The sequence below is a fragment of the Agrobacterium sp. 22094 genome (genome assembly GCF_052046015.1).
Lineage (GTDB): Bacteria > Pseudomonadota > Alphaproteobacteria > Rhizobiales > Rhizobiaceae > Agrobacterium > Agrobacterium cavarae.
The window spans coordinates 373,784-392,283 of record NZ_JBQEPX010000004.1 but is presented as its reverse complement, the minus strand read 5'-3'; the positions used below and the strand labels follow the sequence as shown (position 1 = coordinate 392,283).

Below are 18,500 nucleotides of genomic sequence, written 5' to 3'. Positions count from 1 at the left end.
GCATCAGCTTGCCGCTTATTTAGGTGACAATCCTGCCTCTAGACAGCAGAATATCATTTTTAAGCCGCTTCTACACGACACAGGGCAGAACGTAGGGAACCATCAAGACATAATCAGACCGCCATCGACATTGATGGTCTGACCCGTGATGTAGGCAGCATCTTCCGAGGCCAAGAACGCGACCAGAGCTGCTACTTCTGCCGGTGTACCCGCACGACGCATGGGAATATTGGCTACCCATTCAGACATCAGCTCGCCCGGCTTGTAGTCCCCAAGCATTTTGCCCCAGACGCGATCGTTATAATCCCACATTTCCGTATGGATGATGCCAGGGCAGATAGCGTTGACGGTAATACCCTCTGGGGCGAGCTCCTTGGCAAGGCTTTGGGTCAGACCGACAACCCCGAACTTAGATGCGGCATAGTGCGGCGTGTAGATGAAGCCTTGTCGAGCCTGGCCAGAGGCGGTGTTGATGAGGCGACCCTTCGTTCCGCTCTGGCGAAAACGGCGGATAGCTTCCTGGCAGCAAAGAAATGCGCCCTTGGTATTGACCTCCATATTGAGGTCCCACTGATCCTCACTTAGATCCTCGACTTTGGAAATGGTGATGACGCCCGCATTTTGAACAGAGATGGAAAGGGCTCCCAGCGCGGTCTCCGCCGCCTCGTAAGCTTCACGAACCGCTGCGGCATCACGCACATCAAGCGTGACGCCAAAGGTTCGAACGCCGGTTTCGTCGGCAAGCTTCGCCGCGACATCCGGAATGTCCTTCTCTACAGCAGCGATGGCGACCTTTGCTCCTTCTTCAGCGAAGCGACGAGCAATGCCGTAACCGATACCCTTGTTGCCGCCACTGACAAAGACGGACTGACCTTCAAAACGTTTCATCTCTCCTCCTCATGAAACTTGGAACTCGCTATAGGCCGACCAGACGTTCGGCGGTAAATTTATCGGTGACCAGAACGTCGATCACGCCGGTTCTGAGTGCGCCTGCAATGGCTTCCGTCTTCTTGGCCCCGCCGGCCAGCGCAATCACGCGGTCGACATTGGAGAGGTTTTCGAGCGGCAGACCTATGACCCGGTCATCGAGTGGTGTCTTGACCGGGCGCCCTTCCTTATCAAAAAAGCGCAGCGAAATATCGCCGACGGCACCCGCCTGCGCGAGATCGGCGAGTTCCTTGGCGGAGAAGATGTTGCCGGAGCGGGCAAGAAGTTCTGACGGTTCAACGGCGCCGACGCCGACGACTGCGAGCGTGATGGAGCCGAAGAGATCGATCGTGTCACGCACGAAGGGATCGGACAGCATCAAAAGCTTTGCTTCGCGCGACGTGGCGACACCGGGCACGGCGAGCAGCTTCGGCTCTGCCTCCGTCAGCCGCGCAAGCCGCGTGGTGATCTGCGTGGCGTGCGTCTGCACGGATGGATCCCCCATGCCGCCGAGCGTCTGCACGATGTATTTCGCCTTCGCGCCCTTCAGCGGATGGATGTTCTCCACCATTTTGAAAATGGTCTGGCTCCAGCTGGACACGCCGATGATTTCGTTCTGCGAAAGTGTCACTTCCAGAAAGTGTGCCGCTGCCTCACCGATGCGCGCCATGATCGCGCCATCGCGATCCTCGCTGCAATCCACCACAATGGCTTCCGGCACGTCGAAGCGCTCACGCAGCCGGGTTTCCAGATCATTGAAGGTGCCAACGGGCGGTATGATGCTGGTGCGAACGATGCCTTCGGCCTCCGCACGCTTCAGCATGCGAGAGACCGTTGCTTGCGACAGATGCAGGTGCTCGGCAATTTCAGCCTGACGCTTGTGCTCGCTATAATACATCTGAGCGACCCGCGAGATCAGGCGAAGTTCGTTGATCCTACCCATGAAACCTCCAGTGAATTTTTATTCACTCTTATCGGACGGGATTCTTAAGGTCGAGCGGGCAATCGCATCCTTCCATGTGGCGAGCTTCTCATTTTTACCGGATGTTACAGGCGCGATCTGCGTACCGCTGGCGTTGAGGCCGGCAATCGTCTGGAGATCGGGCCACATGCCGATTGCGAGACCAGCCAGATATGCAGCGCCCAAGGCGGAAGCTTCCGGTGCATCGCGCTGGATGAGAGGATGATCCATCATATCCGCCACGCATTGCATCAGAAAGCGGTTCTGGCTCGGTCCGCCATCGACGAACAGTCGGCCAAAATCTGTGGGAGATTGGGCACCCATCGCGGCGAAGACGTCATGAACCTGAAAAGCGATGGAATCGGTCACGGCACGCGCCATCTGTGCGCGGCTTGTGGAAAAATTCACTTGGGAAAAAAGAGCGCGACAATCCGAATCCCAGTAAGGTGCGCCGAGGCCGACGAAGGCCGGCACGAAACCGGGCCCACCCGGCGCGGCCGTCGAGGCCAATTCCACCAGAGCGGCGACATCCGGCAACCCGAGGATATCGGCCATCCATGGTAGCGAGGCGGCAGAGACCAGAATATTGCCTTCGAACGCGAAGGTCGGCGTGCCCGCGAGCTGCCAAGCTACCGTCGTGGTGATGCCCTGTTTGGGTGCAATGAAGTGCGGCAATGTGGTCATGACCGAGGATCCGGTACCAAAGGTCACCTTGCCATCGCCAGGATTGAATGCCCCGTGGCCGAAGAGCGCGGCGTGACTGTCGCCAATCGCCGCCAGAATAGGCGTCCCGTCTTTGATGCCAGGGACGTCTTTAGTCACGCCGAATTCGCCGCTACTATCACGAACATCCGGAAGGGCGTTAATGTCGACGCCGAAGAGCGTGCAGAGTTCGTCGCTCCAGACGAGCCGCTTGAGATCCAAGGCTTGGCTGCGGGCTGCGTTTGACGCGTCACAGGCATGGACCTGACCGCCAGTGAAGCAATGGATCAGCCAGCTATCGATAGTGCCGAGCCTGACCTTGCGAACTTTGGGCGCGCGGTCGAGCAACCATCGCATTTTGGCGCCGGGAAACATTGGGTCGATAGGAAGGCCCGTGAGCGCCATGACACGATCGGCGTGGCCACCTTGGATGAGATCCGCACATGCGGATGCGGTGCGGCGGCATTGCCAACTCAGGACGGGCCCGAGCGGATCACCTGTCACTGCATCCCAGATCGTTACGGATTCGCGCTGGTTGGAGATAGCGATTGCCTCCACGCACACAGTGACTGGCGCGGCTTTGAGGCAACCGTCGATAGCTTCTAAGACGGAGGACCAGATGCGTTTTGGGTCCTGCTCCACCCAGCCGGGCTGTGGATAAGCGATACCGACGGGTGCCGAGCCTCGCGAGAGGATCGCTCCCTCTTCCGAAACCAGAATTGCTTTGGAATTCGTAGTACCCTGATCGACAGACAAAATGGCGCGCATCGCTATGCTCTTTTCCCAGCAGATAGTGTTGGCGCGTGATCCTAGCCGGGATTGTCAGGCAAATCGAAGTACCACGCGGTTGTGAAAAAGGGCGCCGCCCACGCCTCAAAGATGGAGACGTGAGCGGCAGGGAGGAGACTTATTTTCTTTTGATCAGTGCCTGAGCCGCGTCGGCAATAGCGGCCGGTGCCATCCCGAACTCATCGAGCAGCCATTCGGCCGGGCCGGTATGGGCAAAGACGCCGGGAACGCCGAGGCGTTTCATTGGCACCGGAGCCTGCTCCACAACCACTTCGGCGATGGCAGAACCCAGCCCGCCATAGATCGAGTGTTCTTCCGCCGTCAGGATCGCACCGGTTTCCGTTGCCGCCGCAACGATGGCCGCTTCATCGATCGGTCGCACGGTTGCCATGTTCAAAACGCGAGCTTTAATGCCGCGTGTTGCCAGGATGTCTGCGGCCTTGACCATGCGGTGTGTCAGGGTGCCGTTAGCGATCAAAGTCAAATCCGTGCCGTCGCGCAGGAGATTGGCTTTGCCGAGTTCGAAGATATGCCCTTCCGGCAGCAGATCCGGCACGCCGACACGCGACAGGCGCAGGAAGCAAGGGCCTGCATACTCAGCCGCCCATTTCACTGCAGCGGCAGTTTCGATACGATCACAAGGCGCAATCACCGGCAGATTTGGCAAAACACGCGTCCACGCGAAATCCTCGATGGAGTGGTGTGTCGGCCCAAGCTCGCCATAAGCCATGCCCGACGAAATGCCGACAAGTTTTACATTGGCATTGGAATAGGCAAGATCGGCCTTGATCTGCTCTAAAGCGCGGCCCGTCAAAAAGCAGGATGCGCCGCAGACGAAGGGCAGCTGGCCACCATTTGCGAGACCAGCACCAACGCCAACCATGTTCTGTTCGGCAATACCGACATTGACCAGACGTTCTGGAAACTTCGCCTTGAAGCCGCCGAGCTTGGACGAGCCGACCGAGTCATTGCATACGGCGACAACGCGCGAGTCGTTTGCGGCAAGCATTTCAATTGTCTCCGCAAAGGCATCGCGGCAGTCGTAGAGTTTGGGGGCAGATACGGGCGCGTTCATTATAGTGCCTCCGAAAGTTCTTTGACGGCGATGTCGTATTGTTCTTTGCTCGGCACCTTGTGGTGCCAATCGACCTTGTCCTGCATGAAGGATATGCCATGGCCCTTGTTGGTATGGGCCACGATGCAGTGCGGGCGATCGCTACGGTGTTCGAGTGCGGGAACGACCTCGCCGATGTCGTTACCGTTGATTTCAGAGACGTCCCAGCCGAATGCTTCCAGCTTGGGTCGAAGAGGTGCAATATCGTTGGTGTCAGAGAGCGCCGCACCTTGCTGGAAGCGATTGTGATCAATGATAAGCGTCAGATTATTGAGGCCAAACTGGGCGGCAGACATAATCGCTTCCCAGTTAGAGCCTTCCTGCATCTCGCCGTCGCCGGTCATCACATAGGTGTGGTAATCGGCGCCAGAAAGCTTGGCGGCTTTGGCCATGCCGACCGCAACCGGCAGGCCGTGGCCAAGTGGCCCGGTATTTGTCTCGACACCCGGCACCTTATTACAGTTGGGATGGCCATTCAGACGCGAATTAGGCTGCAGGAAAGTTGAGATTTCGTCTTCGGGAATAAAGCCGCGCTTGGCGAGCGTGACGTAAAGTGCGCAGGCCGTATGCCCCTTTGATAGGACGAAGCGGTCTCGCGCCGGGTTCTTCGGATCATCCGGCGAAATGCGCAGGACGCGGAAATACAGCGCCGTCATGACATCGATGGCAGACATTTCTCCACCCACATGACCTGCACCGGCTTCGAAAACGGCTTGCACATCGCGCAGGCGGATCTGGCGCGCTACGCGCTCAAGTTCTTTCGGCTCCATAAAATCCTCATCAAGATGCACGTGTGAATATTTATACATGTAGCTATATAATTGCATAAGCGGCCGAAGTGTCAAGTTCCAAAAGAGAAAACGCATGGATTTCATTTAATCCGCCGCCCGCATCTGCGCTATTGACAAGGGTCCAGAAACTGAATTATGAATTTTGCACCGGATGTGAATATTTATTCTCATCGGACTAAAAGTTCTAACGTAAGACCAGTGGGAGGAGCCATGACCGTGTTGGAGCGCAAGGACGCAAACGTCCAAATGAAAAATCCGCTCGCCTGGTTAAGTGGAGCCACGGGACCTCTCGTCGGTCTGCTGCTTCTGTGTGTGTTCCTCTCTTTTGCCAGCGATAATTTCCTGTCGCTGCGCAATGGCTTGAACATCCTCGATCAAATCACCGTTCTCGGCATCATGGCCGTCGGCATGACGTTCGTTATTCTGCTCGGTGGCATCGATCTCTCGGTGGGATCTGTTCTTGCCCTGTCGATGATGATCATGGGATGGACTGCAAATGTTGCCGAGATGCCAATGGGCGCAGCCATCGTCCTAGCATTGCTGGCATCTGGCGTTTGCGGGCTTGCTGTCGGCATACTTGTCACCGTGTTTCGTGTGCCTGCATTCATCGCTACTCTTGCCATGATGTCGGTTGCGCGTGGTGTTGCCAACATGATCACCGACGGCCAGCAGATCGTTGGTTTTCCTGACTGGTTCATGATGCTCGCGATTGATCGGCACTTCGGCGTGCTAACCGCAACCGTGCTTCTGATGCTGGTTGTCGTCGCCGTTTCATGGGCATTTTTGCGCTACCGTGCTGAAGGCCGTACCGTCTATGCCGTCGGCGGCAATGCTGAAGTGGCACGTCTGGCCGGCATCAATGTTCAACTGGTGACTATCGGCGTCTATATCGTGTGCGCTGTTCTCGCAGGTCTTGCCGGTATCGTTCTCGCAGCGCGCCTCGACTCCGTCCAGCCGTCCAGCGGCTTTGGATACGAGCTTGATACGATTGCAGCGGTTGTCATTGGCGGCACATCCCTCTCGGGCGGCGCTGGAGGTATCGGCGGTACGCTTATTGGCGTCCTCATTATCGGCGTGCTGCGCAACGGCCTCAACCTTCTCAACGTCTCGCCTTTTCTTCAGCAGGTCATCATCGGCGTCGTCATCGTTCTGGCGGTCGGGGCAGAAACCCTGCGCCGTAGAAGAGCCTGATCTTCAAGCTTCGGCGGAGATCGACTCCGCCCTCAACAGACCATCTCCCTTCCTGGAGGGGGAGGAAACCGGCCCGAGGGGAGGAGGCAAAGTCTCCCGAAAGCCATCACCAAAACCGGAGGAAAACAACATGAAACTGTCTCGTATTCTACTGGCATCGGCAGCACTTGCCCTCTCACTCGGCTCCGCCAACGCCGCCGAAGTCAAGAAGATCGGCCTTGCAGTGGCCAATCTTCAGGCAAACTTCTTCAACCAGATCAAGCAGTCGGTGGAAGCAGAAGCCAAAACGCGCGGCATCACGGTCGTGACCGTCGACGCAAAGGGTGATGGCCCGACGCAGGTCAACCAAATCCAGGATCTTCTGACCCAAAATATCGACGCGCTGATCTACATTCCTGCCGGTGCTGCTGCCGCGACCGTTCCGGTGAAGCTTGCAAAGGCCGCCGGCGTGCCTGTCATCAACGTTGACCGTAACGCAGACGGTGCGCCTGGCGATACGTTCCTGGCGACTGATTCCGTCGCATCTGCAAAGTCGGTCTGCGACTACATCATCAAGCAGGCTGGCGGTAAGGGGAAGATGGTCATCATTCACGGCCAGAAGGGCACGACGCCAGAAGTGGATCGTACCAAAGGCTGCATGGAATCCGTCAAGGCGAACCCGGATGTGAAGATCGTTGCTGAACAATGGTCGAACATGTGGAGCCAGGACGAAGGCTTCCAGATCATGCAGAACATGCTTCAGGCAAATCCGGATGTCTCCATCGTCTTCGCTCAGGCGGACGGTCTGGCACTTGGCGCAGCGCAGGCCATCAAGGTTGCCAATCCATCGCAGAAGATCGTTGTTGGCGGTTTTGACGGTGACACCGCGGCCCTCGAAGCGCTGAAGAACGGTGTTTTCAATGCGACAGCCACCCAGCAGACCCAGAAGATGGGCCGCACTGCTGTCGAGATGGCCGTGAAGATTGTCGGCGGCGAGAAGGTCGCACCGGTCCAGCTGATGGACGCGACGCTGACCACCAAGGAAAATGTCGACGGCTTTATCGCCAACCATCCTTGATTACACTGCGGGTGCCGTTTATCGGCGGCACCCCACCTCTTCGAACCGGACATGGCACCTTGCGACCATCCGGTTATCTCGATTGCAAGTTTTGGGAGGTCGTAAGCATGCGTGAGCCGGTTCTTTCGCTGCGTGGCATCAGCAAACGTTACGGTCCGCTTGAGGTCTTAAAGAACGTTGATCTCGACGTTTATGCTGGCGAGGTCGTCGCGCTTCTGGGCGAAAACGGCGCGGGCAAATCGACCCTGTCTGGCATCATTGCGGGATCGCGCGAACCATCGCAAGGCACCATGACCTGGCTTGGCCAACCCTACGCCCCCGCCTCGCCGCGCGAGGCGATCGACAAGGGCGTCGTGCTGATACACCAGGAACTGAAGCTTCTGCCTGAGCTATCCATTGCGGAGAATGTTTTCATCGGGCGCTGGCCGATGAAAAATGGCAAGGTCGATCGTGCCGAGATGGTGAGGCGCGCGCAGGAGCAACTGGCCCGCCTCAATCTACACATTCCCGCCTCCCGCAAGGTCGCAGGCCTTTCCACTGCAAACCAGCAGCTCATTGAGATCGCCAAGGCGCTGGCGCTTGATGCGAAGCTACTCATCCTTGACGAGCCGACAGCAGCCCTTGGCGGGGCGGAAACGCAGGCGCTGTTCGAACAGGTCCGAAAGCTGAGGGCTGAGGGCGTTGGTATCATCTACATTTCGCACCGAATGGAGGAGATCCGACAAATCACCGACCGGATCGTCGTCTTGCGTGATGGAGAACGGGTCAACGAATTCGCTGATAGTTCTACGCCCGTACGCACCGTCGTGGAGAGCATGGTCGGCCGTTCGCTGGAGCGCATGTTCCCTACCCTACCGAAGGCCAGCCAAAAGGTCGTGCTCGAGGTCAAAGGACTGACAGGCGTCAACAGCGCATTTCGCAATGTCAGCTTCGATGTGCGTGCCGGCGAAATTCTTGGTATTGCAGGCCTCATCGGCGCTGGCCGGACCGAATTGGTGCGGGCAATTGCCGGTGCAGATGCGACTTCTCAGGGACAAATCATCCTCAATGGCAAACAGCTCAACCTGAAATCACCCTCCGATGCCATCGATCATGGCATCGTCATGGTGCCGGAAGATCGCAAGCTTCAAGGGCTCGTGGTCGAGCATGAAATCGGCGAAAACATTATCTACGCCAATCTCGACTTGCTTGGAACACGTTGGGTCACACCCGGGCTCAAGCGTCGCTTCGCCAATGCTGCCATTTCGAAGTTTGGCGTCAAAGGCAAAGGTGAACAGCCGGCATCCGATCTCTCTGGTGGCAATCAGCAAAAGGTCGTCATCGCCAAGTGGCTGGCGCGCAACCCGCGTGTGGTCGTGCTGGATGAGCCAACCCGTGGCATCGATGTCGGCGCACGCGCCGGCATTTACGACATCATCGTCGATCTGGCGAAACAGGGCGTGGCGGTTATCGTAGTCAGCTCCGATCTTGAGGAAGTGCTGGGTGTTTCCAGTCGCATCCTCGTGCTTGCCCAGGGAAATCAAGCTGGCATTCTCAACCGTGATGAAGCCAACGATGTGTCCGTTATGGAACTGGCGACAATCTGAAAAAGGAAATCTGCATGTCCACCATTACGCTTAACGCGCCGAAGCTTTTCGATCTCTCCGGTCAAGTCGCCCTCGTCACGGGTGCGGGTTCTGGTATCGGCCAGCGCATTGCGATGGGCCTGGCACAAGCCGGTGCCGATGTCGCGTTGCTCGACCGCCGCACAGACGACGGCCTGGCACAAACGGCTGACTTTATTGCAAAGGCCGGCCGCAACTCTGTTCAGATTGCAGCAGATGTCACTAGCAAGCAGGCGCTGACCGACGCGATGGCCAAAACCGAGGCTGATCTCGGAGCACTGTCGCTTGCCGTCAACGCTGCAGGCATCGCCAATGCCAATCCTGCAGAGGAAATGGACGAGAGCCAGTTTCAGACGATGATGGATATCAACCTGAAGGGCGTTTTCCTTTCCTGTCAGGCTGAGGCTCAGGCAATGTTGAAGCACGGACGCGGATCAATCGTCAATATTGCGTCCATGTCCGGTGTGATCGTCAATCGCGGGCTGATGCAGTGCCACTACAACGCCTCCAAAGCAGGCGTCATCCACATGTCGAAATCTATGGCTATGGAGTGGGTCGGTCGTGGCCTGCGCGTCAACACGATCTCTCCCGGCTATACGGCGACGCCGATGAATACGCGTCCGGAAATGGTTCACCAGACGAAACTCTTTGAAGAGCAGACGCCGATGCAGCGCATGGCCAATGTCGATGAAATGGTTGGTCCGGCCATCTTCCTGCTGTCTGATGCAGCAAGCTTCGTGACCGGCGTCGATCTTCTGGTCGATGGCGGGTTCTGCTGCTGGTAACGGGCAGTCTTCGATCCAGATTACAAAATGAAAATGCGCCCGGACTGGGCGCATTTTGCACTGTTGATCTCAGGCATCAAGCCACCTGCTTGCGCTCTTCGGCTTCCCGGGCATTCACGTATTCGACCAAGTCCTTAATCGTCACGAGCAAAAGACCGTGCCGTTCGGCAAACACCTCGAGATCAGGCAGCCGGGCCATGGTGCCATCGTCATTGGCAACTTCGCAGATTGTCCCAGAGGGCGCTTTTCCTGCGAGACGGCAGAGATCGACGGCGGCTTCCGTGTGGCCGGTGCGGCCGAGAACGCCTTGTGGATTGGCCCGCAACGGAAAGATATGCCCAGGCCGGGCAAAATCTTCCGGCTTCGTCCCTTTCGTGACCAGTGACTGCACGGTGTTGGCACGGTCCTGTGCGGAAATGCCGGTGGTCGTGCCAGGAATGTAGTCCACCGAAACGGTAAAAGCTGTTTTGTGGTATTCCGTGTTGCGCGGAACCATCAAGGGAAGCTCCAACTCGTCCAATCGCTCGCCCTCCATGGCGACACAGATCAGACCACGGGCGTGGTTCATCATGAACGCGATCTGGCTGGGGGTGATGGTCTCCGAGGCGGCGATGATATCGCCTTCATTTTCACGATCCTCATCATCCACGACGATGACCATGTCACCGCGAGAGATAGCTGCGATCGCGTCTTCAATTTTAGAAATAGTCATGTCTTGCCTTTCAAGGGTTATGCCGTTTCCGGCACTTTCGCGTTTGATTAAACGCCAAATTTCCCTTGGGCGAACAACGTAATTGGGACCCACGGGTGTGGGTCCTCACTACCTTGTTCTCTTCCATCCGGACTATACCGTCGGCTCCGGCATCGCACCGGATCTGCTGACCTTCCGAAAACCGGAAGCGCTCGCGGGCTCCGGGATAAATCCCGATACCGCCGGTGGGGAATTGCGCCCCGCCCTGAGAACAAAACAATCATACGGCAAGCAGGAGTGGTATTTCAAGTTAGAAATAATGCATTGATTGGAGGCACATGCCCGATTGTCGAGTTGCCGCACCCCAACGAGCAGTTAGACTTCATGATCTTTGACTCCCGTCCATTAAGTTCAAACCTTCGTCCTCTTGCAGTAGGCCATGAAATCCGGGCTGAACGCTTCCGTTACACCCACGCCGTCGAAGCCCTCACAGATTAAAATCCGCCGCAACGGTGCCCGCCAATAGTCCCCAGGACTGCATGAGAGATCTCAGTGCATCTCTGTCGGCAGCATCGAGAACCGGAAGACCTGGCTCACGGACCGGCCCGACATGAAAGCCCTGCAGGGCAACAGCTTCCTTCACCACGGTTACATTGGCACCATTGCGGTACTTGGTTCTCAGCCGTTCGAACAACTCAATCCGTTCGACAACGGAACGGGCCGCGGCAAAATCGCCAGCTGCGAGCGCCGCTTGCACCTGTAGCGAAAACTCTGGGGCAACATTGACCAGCCCGGATGTGAAGCCCCTCGCTCCAACCGCAGCAAAAGCAGGCGCCCAGCTTTCGGCCAGTCCGCATACATAAAGCGCGCCGTTTGAGTCGGACGCGGCAATTGAGCGGGACAGTAACATCACGTCTGTCGTCGCGAACTTTATACCGACGATATTGGGATGAGCGGCAAGGCGCGTCATATCTTCGACGCTAAAGCCTTCAGCCCGGACATAGGCGACGAGCGGCAGTTCGCTTGCTTCAGCAAGTCCGCGGAAATAGTCGATCTGGGATTGGGGCGCGGCGAAAGGATCCACGGGCTGATGCGACATCACCGCCGAGGCGCCCATGGATTTTGCTTGCCGTGCCATAGCAACAGCCTCGCGCTGAGACCTCCCGATGGCAGCCGTTACCGGCGCGACGCCTTCCACACCTGCGATGGCGGCCTCATAAACCTTGAGAATTTCATCGATCGTCAAGGCGTAGAACTCGCCGGTGTTGCCCGCAGCCACGATATTGTGGATACCGGCGCGCGCAACGCGGCTGTAAATCGTGGCAGTTACCTGTGCATCGATCTCACCATCTGTGCCGTAGGCAGTGATCGGCACGCCTGATACGCCGTGCAATCGGTCGCGCATGTCGAAGCAGTTCATGTCAGAAATCTCCAAATGAAAAGGATGTGCGGCTAAAGCGCAAACCGGTGAACGGGAGCGCCGGCGACAGGCGCATCGAAGGCGATGAGAGTGCCTTGTGCCCTCGACGTCCCCTCGCCGGTTGTCAGGCTGGTAACATAAAGCGTCTTGAGATCCGGCCCGCCGAAACAGGGCATGGTGGGACCGGCGAAAGGCATCTGGTAAATTTCGACGATCTGGCCTTCAGGGGAAATCCTATTCAAGCGACCGCCCTGCACGCCGGCGCTCCAATAGTAGCCTTCGCAATCGGTCGCAGCACCATCCGGTCTACCTTCGCCAGGGACAAAATCGTGGAGACGCTCTGCAGCTCCAACTGCACCAGTGTCGGCATCGAAATCGAAGGCTTGGAGCATGGGGCCGCTACTATCAGAGTGGTACATGCGTCGGCCGTCGGGACTCCAGGCCAGACCGTTGGACGTCAACAATCCCCCATCAATCAGGCAGGTGAAGCTGCGGTCGGGTGAAACGCGATAGAGTCTCGCATTCCCGGTTTGAGGAACGGCCTCGTCTCGCGTTCCCACCCAGAAATGACCGTCCGGCCCGACTTTACCGTCATTGAGGCGACTGTCCGGCCTTCCCCCGTCAGGATCGCAGAAGAATTCAAGCTGACCTGTTGCCGGATCAAGGAGATGAACGCCAGTCTGTAGTCCGGCGAGCACCATGCCGTTTTCGCACAGACCGAGGCAACCAATCGCCGCCGGCATGTCAAAACGATCGAGACTTCCGTTCGCCCTCAGCCGATAGGCAGCCGGTGCGAGAATATCGACGAACCAGAGAGCACCGGTTCGCTCGTCCCAAACGGGCGATTCTCCGACTGAAAGCGGCGTATCGATGAGCGAGCGAATTTTCGGTTCGAAAATCCTTTGTGACGTCATGCCTTCCTCTTCCCCCCGAGCCGCCTCACGAGACAAAGCTCCGCTCCAGCGTGTGGCCCCAGACCACACCCATTCAAATTGTTCGATGCGGGATTGTCGTCGTCCCGAAGATGTTTTGTTAACTTCCCACCCCTTGGAACATGCGGGCACGTGCCATCAGGATATGGTTCTTCATCGCGTCGTGAGCGGCCTGTTCGTTTCGTGCGAAAATCGCCTCGACAATTGCTGTGTGTTCTCCCTGCACCTCACGCACGTGATGCGGAGGCCGCTTTAGACTCAGGCTTCTCGTAACCGACTGACCGATGGAAAAGTGAGGCCTGAACAGGGTTCGGACTGTCGCATGAAACTGGTTTCCACTCGCAATCGCGATGGCCTCATGGAGCGCAAAATCTTCGTCAGCACCCAGGTCTCCTCGCTCCAGGCATTTTTCCAGCGCCAGGATCGCGTCAGAAATGCGAGTGCGGTCGACAGCTTGCCAGTTCCGGGCGGCCAATTCAGCCGCCGACGCTTCGAGGCCCGCCCGGAACTCAAAGAAACGTTGGACATCAGCTAGAGACCCAACCGGCACTTGCTGCAAAATCGAGCGGTCTGGCCTTTGTCGCACATAGGAACCCGATCCTTTGCGCGACACTATAAGGTCATCATTGCGAAGGCGCTCCAGTGCTTCTCGCACTACCGGGCGCGACGCTCCCAAAAGGGCGGCAAGATTCTGTTCGGACGGCAACCTCTCGTTGACCGGGAAACGGCCGTCCGCAATCATCGATACGATTTTCTCGTAAATGATATCGCTGAAGCGGGTATCGCCTCTCGTCGGCGTCGTCGCAACTGGACCGTCCATCAGCGCCTCTTATCCTTTCTCAACTGCTCGAACTCTCCCTACACTTCCGGATAGAGACCGAAAACACTACGGCACGCGAGTCCTTTCTCAACGAAGACCTCAAGCACCGCCTGCTCGACTGCATCCTCCCACCACCTTTTGGGTAGTAGCGATTGTACAACCAGTTCCTCTGACCTTCGGCTTTCCACGCTCAAACAGGATGAGCGCGAGGAATTAAGGTGAGAAAATTGCCTCCCCACGCCTCTTTCTTGAAGTAGGTGTCCTCCGCTTTGACAGCCTGAAGCTTCCCGAAACTTTAGGAACACATAAAAAATCTGTAATAATCTGTCAATACTTGTAATCATCTGAAATCTGATTATGGTGCCCTTATCCGATGAGGAGATCGGAGAACGGTCGGGGAGGCCGTGGCCGGCAAACCGCCTAGCGTGGCGCCGGGTATCATCTTTGGGAGGGATTTCGGAATGCGCGAGAAGCAAGGACTTTCGCTGGGCGTGACGCGCCGTACGTTTTTGGCAGGTGTGGGCGGGGCCGTGGCCCTCTCAGTTGCCGGCGGCGTTGCCAAGGCGGCAAGTAGTGGAGAAGCGCCACAGCTTGCAGCCTTGGTAAAGGATGGAAAGCTGCCTGCGCTGAAAGATCGACTACCCGAAAACCCTCTAGTCGTCACTCCGCATGAGAAAATCGGTACCTACGGTGGCACCTTGCGACGCGGTATCCGCGGCTCCTCCGACCATAATGGCATCCTGCGCATGGTGGGCAACCAGGGTTTGGTACGCTGGAACCTCGAATTCACCGAGGTACTGCCAAACCTGGCAGAAAAATGGGAGATCAACGCCGACGCGTCGGAATTCACCTTCTATCTGCGTAAGGGGACCAAGTGGTCCGACGGTTACCCCTTCACCGCCGATGACGTGGTCTTTGCAATCGAAGACGTGGTGAAGAACAAGGAGCTTTACGGATCTACTCCGGCCCAGGTCTCAATTGGTGGAAAGGCTGTGGATGTTGCCAAAGTCGACGACTACACCGTCAAATTCAAATTTGCGGCGCCGAATGCGCTCTACCTCGAAAACCTGGCAACGCCTTTGGGTCAGCATCCAACCTTATTTGCAAAGCACTACTGCAGCAAGTTCCTCCCAAAATACAACACCAGCATCGAAGCCGAAGCGAAGGCGGCAGGTGCAGCAAGTTGGACCGAGTTCTTCCGCAGCAAATGCGGTGATATCGAAATTCCGTCCCGATGGTCGAATGTGGACAAGCCTACTCTCGATCCATGGGTCGTGAAGGAGCCCTACTCCGGCGGCGCAACGCGTGTCGTGATGACGCGTAACCCCTACTTCTGGCAAGTAGACACCGAAGGAAACCAGTTGCCCTACGTGGATGAGATCAATTTCGGCATTTCCCAGGACGTCGAATCCCTGATGTTGAACGTCATCTCCGGCAAGATCGACATTCAGGAACGCCATATCAGCACGCTGGCCAATAAGCCCACTCTGTCCGAAAACGCGAAAAAGGGCGACTACCGTTTGATGACGCTTGTGCCCTCTGCGGCGCAGCAGTGCCAGATCTATCTTAACATCACTCACAAAGATCCGGCTATGCGGACGATGTTCGCCGACAAGTCCTTCCGCCAAGCGCTTTCCTTTGGGCTCAATCGCCAGGAAATCATCGATATCGTCTATTTCGGTCAGAGCGAGGGATACCAGACAGGACCCCGCCCTACTCATCCTTGGTACCACGAGAAGCTTGCACGCCAGCTTACCGAGTACGACCAAGACAAGGCCAATGCCATGCTGGACAAGGCTGGCTACGACAAGAAGAACGACAACGGCATTAGGCTTCGTCCTGACGGTCAGCCTATATTCTTCGCAATCGATGTGATCCCGACCCTCTATCCGGATCTTGTCGATGCGCTTGAACTGGTAAAGGCTCAGTGGGCCCAGATCGGTGTGGACATTAAGGTGAACACCATCGAACGCGCGCTCTACTATACACGTGGAGACGACAACGCCCATGATGCGGCCGTTTGGCCCGGCCCAGGCGGTCTCGACCCGATGCTCGATCCGCGTGACTTCTTCGCCTTCCATCCGCAGGGTTCGCGCTACGCCATACCGTGGGCACAGTGGTACACATCGAACGGGCAGAAGGGCCAGGAACCACCTGAAAGCCAGAAGAAGCGTTTCAAGCTTTTCGACGAGGCCCGCTCGACCGCCGACCTGCAAAAGCGTGGCGAGAAGATGAAAGAAATCTTCGATATTGCGGCAGACGAGTTCGAGACGATCGGTGTCTGCCTGGCTGTCGGCGGTTTCGGGATCATTCGCAACAATCTGCGCAACGTTCCTGAAACGGAACCCGACAGCTGGACGTGGCCAAATCCAGGTCCCGCCCTGCCCCAGCAATTCTTCTTCACCAGCTAAGGCACGGCCAACCAAGCCTATTAAGCGCGAGACGCTGATCTGAAAGGTCGCAACCGCTTCACGCGAACGATGGACGGTGCCGCATCTTCAAAATGCGGCACCCCTTTGATCCGCCACCCGCCGTCCTTCCGATGAAGATCAATCGGTCGGAAAACGTCAGCCATGGCCTTGCTTGCGAGAGACTTATGCTAGCCTTCATCGTTAAACGCCTTTTATGGATGATCCCATCGCTCTTTGCGGTCAGCTTCCTCGCTTTCGTCTTGATACAGCTGCCGCCGGGCGACTATGTCACGACCTACGTCGCAACGCTCGCTTCCTCCAATGAGGTGGTCGATCAGAATACCGCCGCGCTGCTCCGCGAACGTTTCGGTCTCGATCAGCCGATGATCATTCAATATCTAAAGTGGGTGTGGGGAATCGTCACGCGGGGCGATTTCGGCATCTCCTTCGAATGGCAACAGCCGGTATCCGGTCTGATCTGGGAGCGCATGGCACTGACCCTCGTGCTCGCCATTGCTAGCCTTCTGGCCACTTGGGCGATTGCGCTTCCCATAGGCGTCTATTCTGCGGTCAAGAAGTACTCGATTGGGGACTATTTCTTCACCGCATTCAGCTTCTTCGGTCTCTCAATACCCTCTTTCCTACTGGCGCTCGTGCTGATGTATGTCGCGGCCGTGGAGTTCGGGCAGGATGTCGGCGGCTTGTTCTCGCACGAATATCAGGCCGCTCCTTGGAGCATCGGCAAGATGATAGACCTGATGCAGCATATCTGGCTGCCGGTTATCATTCTTGCGGTTTCCTCGACAGCAAGCCTCATCCGCGTCATGCGGGCTAACATGCTGGACGAACTGCCCAAACCCTATGTCACGACCGCACGTGCCAAGGGTCTATCGGAGTTTCGTCTGCTGACGAAGTACCCCCTTCGTATCGCGCTTAACCCGTTCATCTCTACTATCGCATGGCTTTTGCCAAACCTGATTTCCGGTTCCGTTGTCGTCGCGATCGTTTTGAACCTTCCGACAGCTGCGCCTTTGCTGCTTCAGTCGCTGATGGCGCAGGACATGTATCTCGCCGGTGCCTTTGTCCTTCTGATCTGCGCACTGACGCTTATCGGCTCCCTGATCAGCGACATTCTACTGGCCCTCGTCGACCCCCGAATCCGTCTCGAATAGGAGCGCGCCCATGACTGATATCGCTATCACCGCTGGTCGCCCCGATCGCGCCGCCGTCGCCTCGCAATGGCAGCTGATCTGGTGGGCCTTCAAGCGCCACAAGCTCGCCATGGCTTCACTCTTCATAACCCTCGCGATGTACACGGTGGCCCTCGTGCCGGGCTTCTTCGCGGTCAACGATCCTGTCCTGCAAAACGCTCGTGCAACGTTCCATCCGCCTCAGCGCGTTCATCTTTTTGATACGTCGAACGGCTTTGAGATCGGACCCTATTACTACCCGATGAAGCTGACCCGTGATCCCAACACTCTTGCAGCCATTTTCACGGAGGACACCACAAAGAAGGTGCCATTGCAATTTTTCGGCCGCGGTTATGAATACAACGTGCTGGGACTGTTCTCCTCCAACATTCATCTGCTAGCCTCCACCGACAAGAGCCGGCCGCTTTTCATCTTTGGCGCTGATCGTCTGGGACGCGATGTGTTTAGCCGAGTTGTCCAAGGCGCGCAGGTTTCGTTGTCGATCGGACTTGTCGGTGTCGCTCTGTCGCTTTTGCTCGGCGTCGTCCTCGGCGGCATTTCGGGCTATTACGGTGGACGCATCGACTTCGTCATGCAGCGCGTCATCGACTTCGTGCTGTCGCTGCCGACGATCCCGATCTGGCTGGCGCTTGCTGCGGCCCTTCCGCAGAACTGGCCGGCGACGATGCAGTACATGATGATCACCGTCATCCTGTCGCTTACCGGTTGGGCACAGCTTGCTCGCGTGGTGCGCGGTCGCTTCCTCTCCCTTAGAACGGAAGAATTCGTTGCTGCCGCGCGTTTGGATGGCGTGCCAGAACGGCGCATAATTTTTCGCCATATGCTCCCAAGTTTCTCCAGCCATATCATCGCTTCGGTGACACTTGCCGTACCGGCGATGATCCTTGCGGAAACCTCGCTGTCCTTCCTTGGCCTCGGCCTGCAGCCGCCGACGATATCCTGGGGCGTCCTGCTGCGTGAAGCGCAGAACATCCGCTCTATCGCGACAGCCCCATGGCTCTTCCTTCCTGGTGTGGCTGTCGTCATCGCGGTGATGGCGCTCAACCTTCTGGGTGACGGCCTACGCGACGCCGCCGACCCGTACAACAAGTGAG

16 protein-coding genes and 1 riboswitch are annotated in these 18,500 nt (G+C 57.2%); of the genes, 7 read left to right on the top strand and 9 right to left on the bottom strand.

Features of this window, described 5'->3' with window-relative positions:
• Positions 1 to 102 precede the first annotated feature (102 nt).
• The 5 genes from ACTJK5_RS18730 to ACTJK5_RS18710 all read right to left on the bottom strand — a co-directional run bounded on the left by ACTJK5_RS18730 (position 103) and on the right by ACTJK5_RS18710 (position 5,263).
• Positions 103 to 888, bottom strand: coding sequence for an SDR family oxidoreductase (locus tag ACTJK5_RS18730; RefSeq protein WP_112520278.1), 786 nt, complete (start codon positions 886 to 888; stop codon positions 103 to 105).
• Positions 889 to 916: 28 nt separating this feature from the next.
• Entirely contained in the window at positions 917 to 1,870 is a 954-nt protein-coding gene (locus ACTJK5_RS18725) for a sugar-binding transcriptional regulator (RefSeq protein ID WP_062442772.1), read from the bottom strand.
• A gap of 18 nt (positions 1,871 to 1,888) precedes the next feature.
• Positions 1,889 to 3,358 (bottom strand): FGGY family carbohydrate kinase, encoded by a 1,470-nt coding sequence (locus tag ACTJK5_RS18720; protein ID WP_440612980.1) that lies wholly within the window; start codon positions 3,356 to 3,358, stop codon positions 1,889 to 1,891.
• 139 nt (positions 3,359 to 3,497) lie between these two features.
• Entirely contained in the window at positions 3,498 to 4,454 is a 957-nt protein-coding gene (locus tag ACTJK5_RS18715; RefSeq protein ID WP_062426911.1) for a transketolase family protein, read from the bottom strand.
• The gene (locus tag ACTJK5_RS18710) at positions 4,454 to 5,263 is read right to left on the bottom strand and encodes a transketolase (RefSeq protein ID WP_112520280.1); all 810 of its coding nucleotides are present in this window, start codon (positions 5,261 to 5,263) and stop codon (positions 4,454 to 4,456) included. Before ACTJK5_RS18710 ends, ACTJK5_RS18715 begins: the two co-directional genes overlap by 1 nt.
• 231 nt (positions 5,264 to 5,494) lie before the next feature.
• Here ACTJK5_RS18710 and ACTJK5_RS18705 point away from each other — a divergent pair, with 231 nt between their 5' ends.
• From ACTJK5_RS18705 to ACTJK5_RS18690, 4 genes are all read left to right on the top strand, one after another.
• Entirely contained in the window at positions 5,495 to 6,475 is a 981-nt protein-coding gene (locus ACTJK5_RS18705; protein ID WP_112520281.1) for an ABC transporter permease, read from the top strand.
• Positions 6,476 to 6,605: 130 nt separating this feature from the next.
• Positions 6,606 to 7,532, top strand: coding sequence for a sugar ABC transporter substrate-binding protein (locus ACTJK5_RS18700; RefSeq protein WP_062426908.1), 927 nt, complete (start codon positions 6,606 to 6,608; stop codon positions 7,530 to 7,532).
• A 107-nt stretch (positions 7,533 to 7,639) separates the two neighbouring features.
• Positions 7,640 to 9,118, top strand: coding sequence for a sugar ABC transporter ATP-binding protein (locus ACTJK5_RS18695; protein WP_112520282.1), 1,479 nt, complete (start codon positions 7,640 to 7,642; stop codon positions 9,116 to 9,118).
• Between the two features lie 14 nt (positions 9,119 to 9,132).
• Entirely contained in the window at positions 9,133 to 9,921 is a 789-nt protein-coding gene (locus tag ACTJK5_RS18690; RefSeq protein WP_112520283.1) for an SDR family oxidoreductase, read from the top strand.
• Positions 9,922 to 9,997: 76 nt separating this feature from the next.
• Here ACTJK5_RS18690 and ribB read toward each other — a convergent pair whose 3' ends face one another.
• The 4 genes from ribB to ACTJK5_RS18670 all read right to left on the bottom strand — a co-directional run bounded on the left by ribB (position 9,998) and on the right by ACTJK5_RS18670 (position 13,784).
• The gene (gene ribB / locus ACTJK5_RS18685; protein ID WP_112520284.1) at positions 9,998 to 10,633 is read right to left on the bottom strand and encodes a 3,4-dihydroxy-2-butanone-4-phosphate synthase; all 636 of its coding nucleotides are present in this window, start codon (positions 10,631 to 10,633) and stop codon (positions 9,998 to 10,000) included.
• Positions 10,634 to 10,744: 111 nt separating this feature from the next.
• A riboswitch (FMN riboswitch) is annotated at positions 10,745 to 10,889 on the bottom strand.
• 210 nt (positions 10,890 to 11,099) lie between these two features.
• Entirely contained in the window at positions 11,100 to 12,032 is a 933-nt protein-coding gene (locus ACTJK5_RS18680) for a dihydrodipicolinate synthase family protein (protein WP_112520285.1), read from the bottom strand.
• A gap of 32 nt (positions 12,033 to 12,064) precedes the next feature.
• Entirely contained in the window at positions 12,065 to 12,946 is an 882-nt protein-coding gene (locus ACTJK5_RS18675; RefSeq protein ID WP_112520286.1) for an SMP-30/gluconolactonase/LRE family protein, read from the bottom strand.
• Between the two features lie 118 nt (positions 12,947 to 13,064).
• Positions 13,065 to 13,784: a FadR/GntR family transcriptional regulator gene (locus ACTJK5_RS18670; RefSeq protein WP_062442744.1), complete on the bottom strand. Its 720-nt coding sequence runs from the start codon at positions 13,782 to 13,784 to the stop codon at positions 13,065 to 13,067.
• 461 nt (positions 13,785 to 14,245) lie between these two features.
• On the opposite strand from ACTJK5_RS18670, the gene ACTJK5_RS18665 reads away from it, so the two are divergent.
• From ACTJK5_RS18665 to ACTJK5_RS18655, 3 genes are all read left to right on the top strand, one after another.
• Positions 14,246 to 16,195, top strand: a complete 1,950-nt coding sequence (locus tag ACTJK5_RS18665) for an ABC transporter substrate-binding protein (protein WP_112520287.1) — start codon at positions 14,246 to 14,248, stop codon at positions 16,193 to 16,195.
• A 185-nt stretch (positions 16,196 to 16,380) separates the two neighbouring features.
• Positions 16,381 to 17,367: an ABC transporter permease gene (locus tag ACTJK5_RS18660; RefSeq protein ID WP_062426900.1), complete on the top strand. Its 987-nt coding sequence runs from the start codon at positions 16,381 to 16,383 to the stop codon at positions 17,365 to 17,367.
• 10 nt (positions 17,368 to 17,377) lie between these two features.
• A complete protein-coding gene (locus tag ACTJK5_RS18655; RefSeq protein ID WP_062442739.1) occupies positions 17,378 to 18,499 on the top strand; it encodes an ABC transporter permease in 1,122 nt (373 codons plus the stop codon).
• Position 18,500 lies beyond the last annotated feature (1 nt).

Excerpts from the sequence above, each read along its gene's own strand:
- ACTJK5_RS18680 (WP_112520285.1), bottom strand. The coding sequence starts at position 12,032 with ATGAACTGCTTCGACATGCGCGACCGATTGCACGGCGTATCAGGCGTG.
- ACTJK5_RS18690 (WP_112520283.1), top strand. The coding sequence starts at position 9,133 with ATGTCCACCATTACGCTTAACGCGCCGAAGCTTTTCGATCTCTCCGGT.
- ACTJK5_RS18655 (WP_062442739.1), top strand. The coding sequence starts at position 17,378 with ATGACTGATATCGCTATCACCGCTGGTCGCCCCGATCGCGCCGCCGTC.
- ACTJK5_RS18695 (WP_112520282.1), top strand. The coding sequence starts at position 7,640 with ATGCGTGAGCCGGTTCTTTCGCTGCGTGGCATCAGCAAACGTTACGGT.
- ACTJK5_RS18670 (WP_062442744.1), bottom strand. The coding sequence starts at position 13,784 with ATGGACGGTCCAGTTGCGACGACGCCGACGAGAGGCGATACCCGCTTC.
- ACTJK5_RS18720 (WP_440612980.1), bottom strand. The coding sequence starts at position 3,358 with ATGCGCGCCATTTTGTCTGTCGATCAGGGTACTACGAATTCCAAAGCA.
- ACTJK5_RS18715 (WP_062426911.1), bottom strand. The coding sequence starts at position 4,454 with ATGAACGCGCCCGTATCTGCCCCCAAACTCTACGACTGCCGCGATGCC.
- ACTJK5_RS18660 (WP_062426900.1), top strand. The coding sequence starts at position 16,381 with ATGCTAGCCTTCATCGTTAAACGCCTTTTATGGATGATCCCATCGCTC.
- ACTJK5_RS18730 (WP_112520278.1), bottom strand. The coding sequence starts at position 888 with ATGAAACGTTTTGAAGGTCAGTCCGTCTTTGTCAGTGGCGGCAACAAG.
- ACTJK5_RS18665 (WP_112520287.1), top strand. The coding sequence starts at position 14,246 with ATGCGCGAGAAGCAAGGACTTTCGCTGGGCGTGACGCGCCGTACGTTT.
- ribB (WP_112520284.1), bottom strand. The coding sequence starts at position 10,633 with ATGACTATTTCTAAAATTGAAGACGCGATCGCAGCTATCTCTCGCGGT.
- ACTJK5_RS18700 (WP_062426908.1), top strand. The coding sequence starts at position 6,606 with ATGAAACTGTCTCGTATTCTACTGGCATCGGCAGCACTTGCCCTCTCA.
- ACTJK5_RS18675 (WP_112520286.1), bottom strand. The coding sequence starts at position 12,946 with ATGACGTCACAAAGGATTTTCGAACCGAAAATTCGCTCGCTCATCGAT.
- ACTJK5_RS18710 (WP_112520280.1), bottom strand. The coding sequence starts at position 5,263 with ATGGAGCCGAAAGAACTTGAGCGCGTAGCGCGCCAGATCCGCCTGCGC.
- ACTJK5_RS18705 (WP_112520281.1), top strand. The coding sequence starts at position 5,495 with ATGACCGTGTTGGAGCGCAAGGACGCAAACGTCCAAATGAAAAATCCG.
- ACTJK5_RS18725 (WP_062442772.1), bottom strand. The coding sequence starts at position 1,870 with ATGGGTAGGATCAACGAACTTCGCCTGATCTCGCGGGTCGCTCAGATG.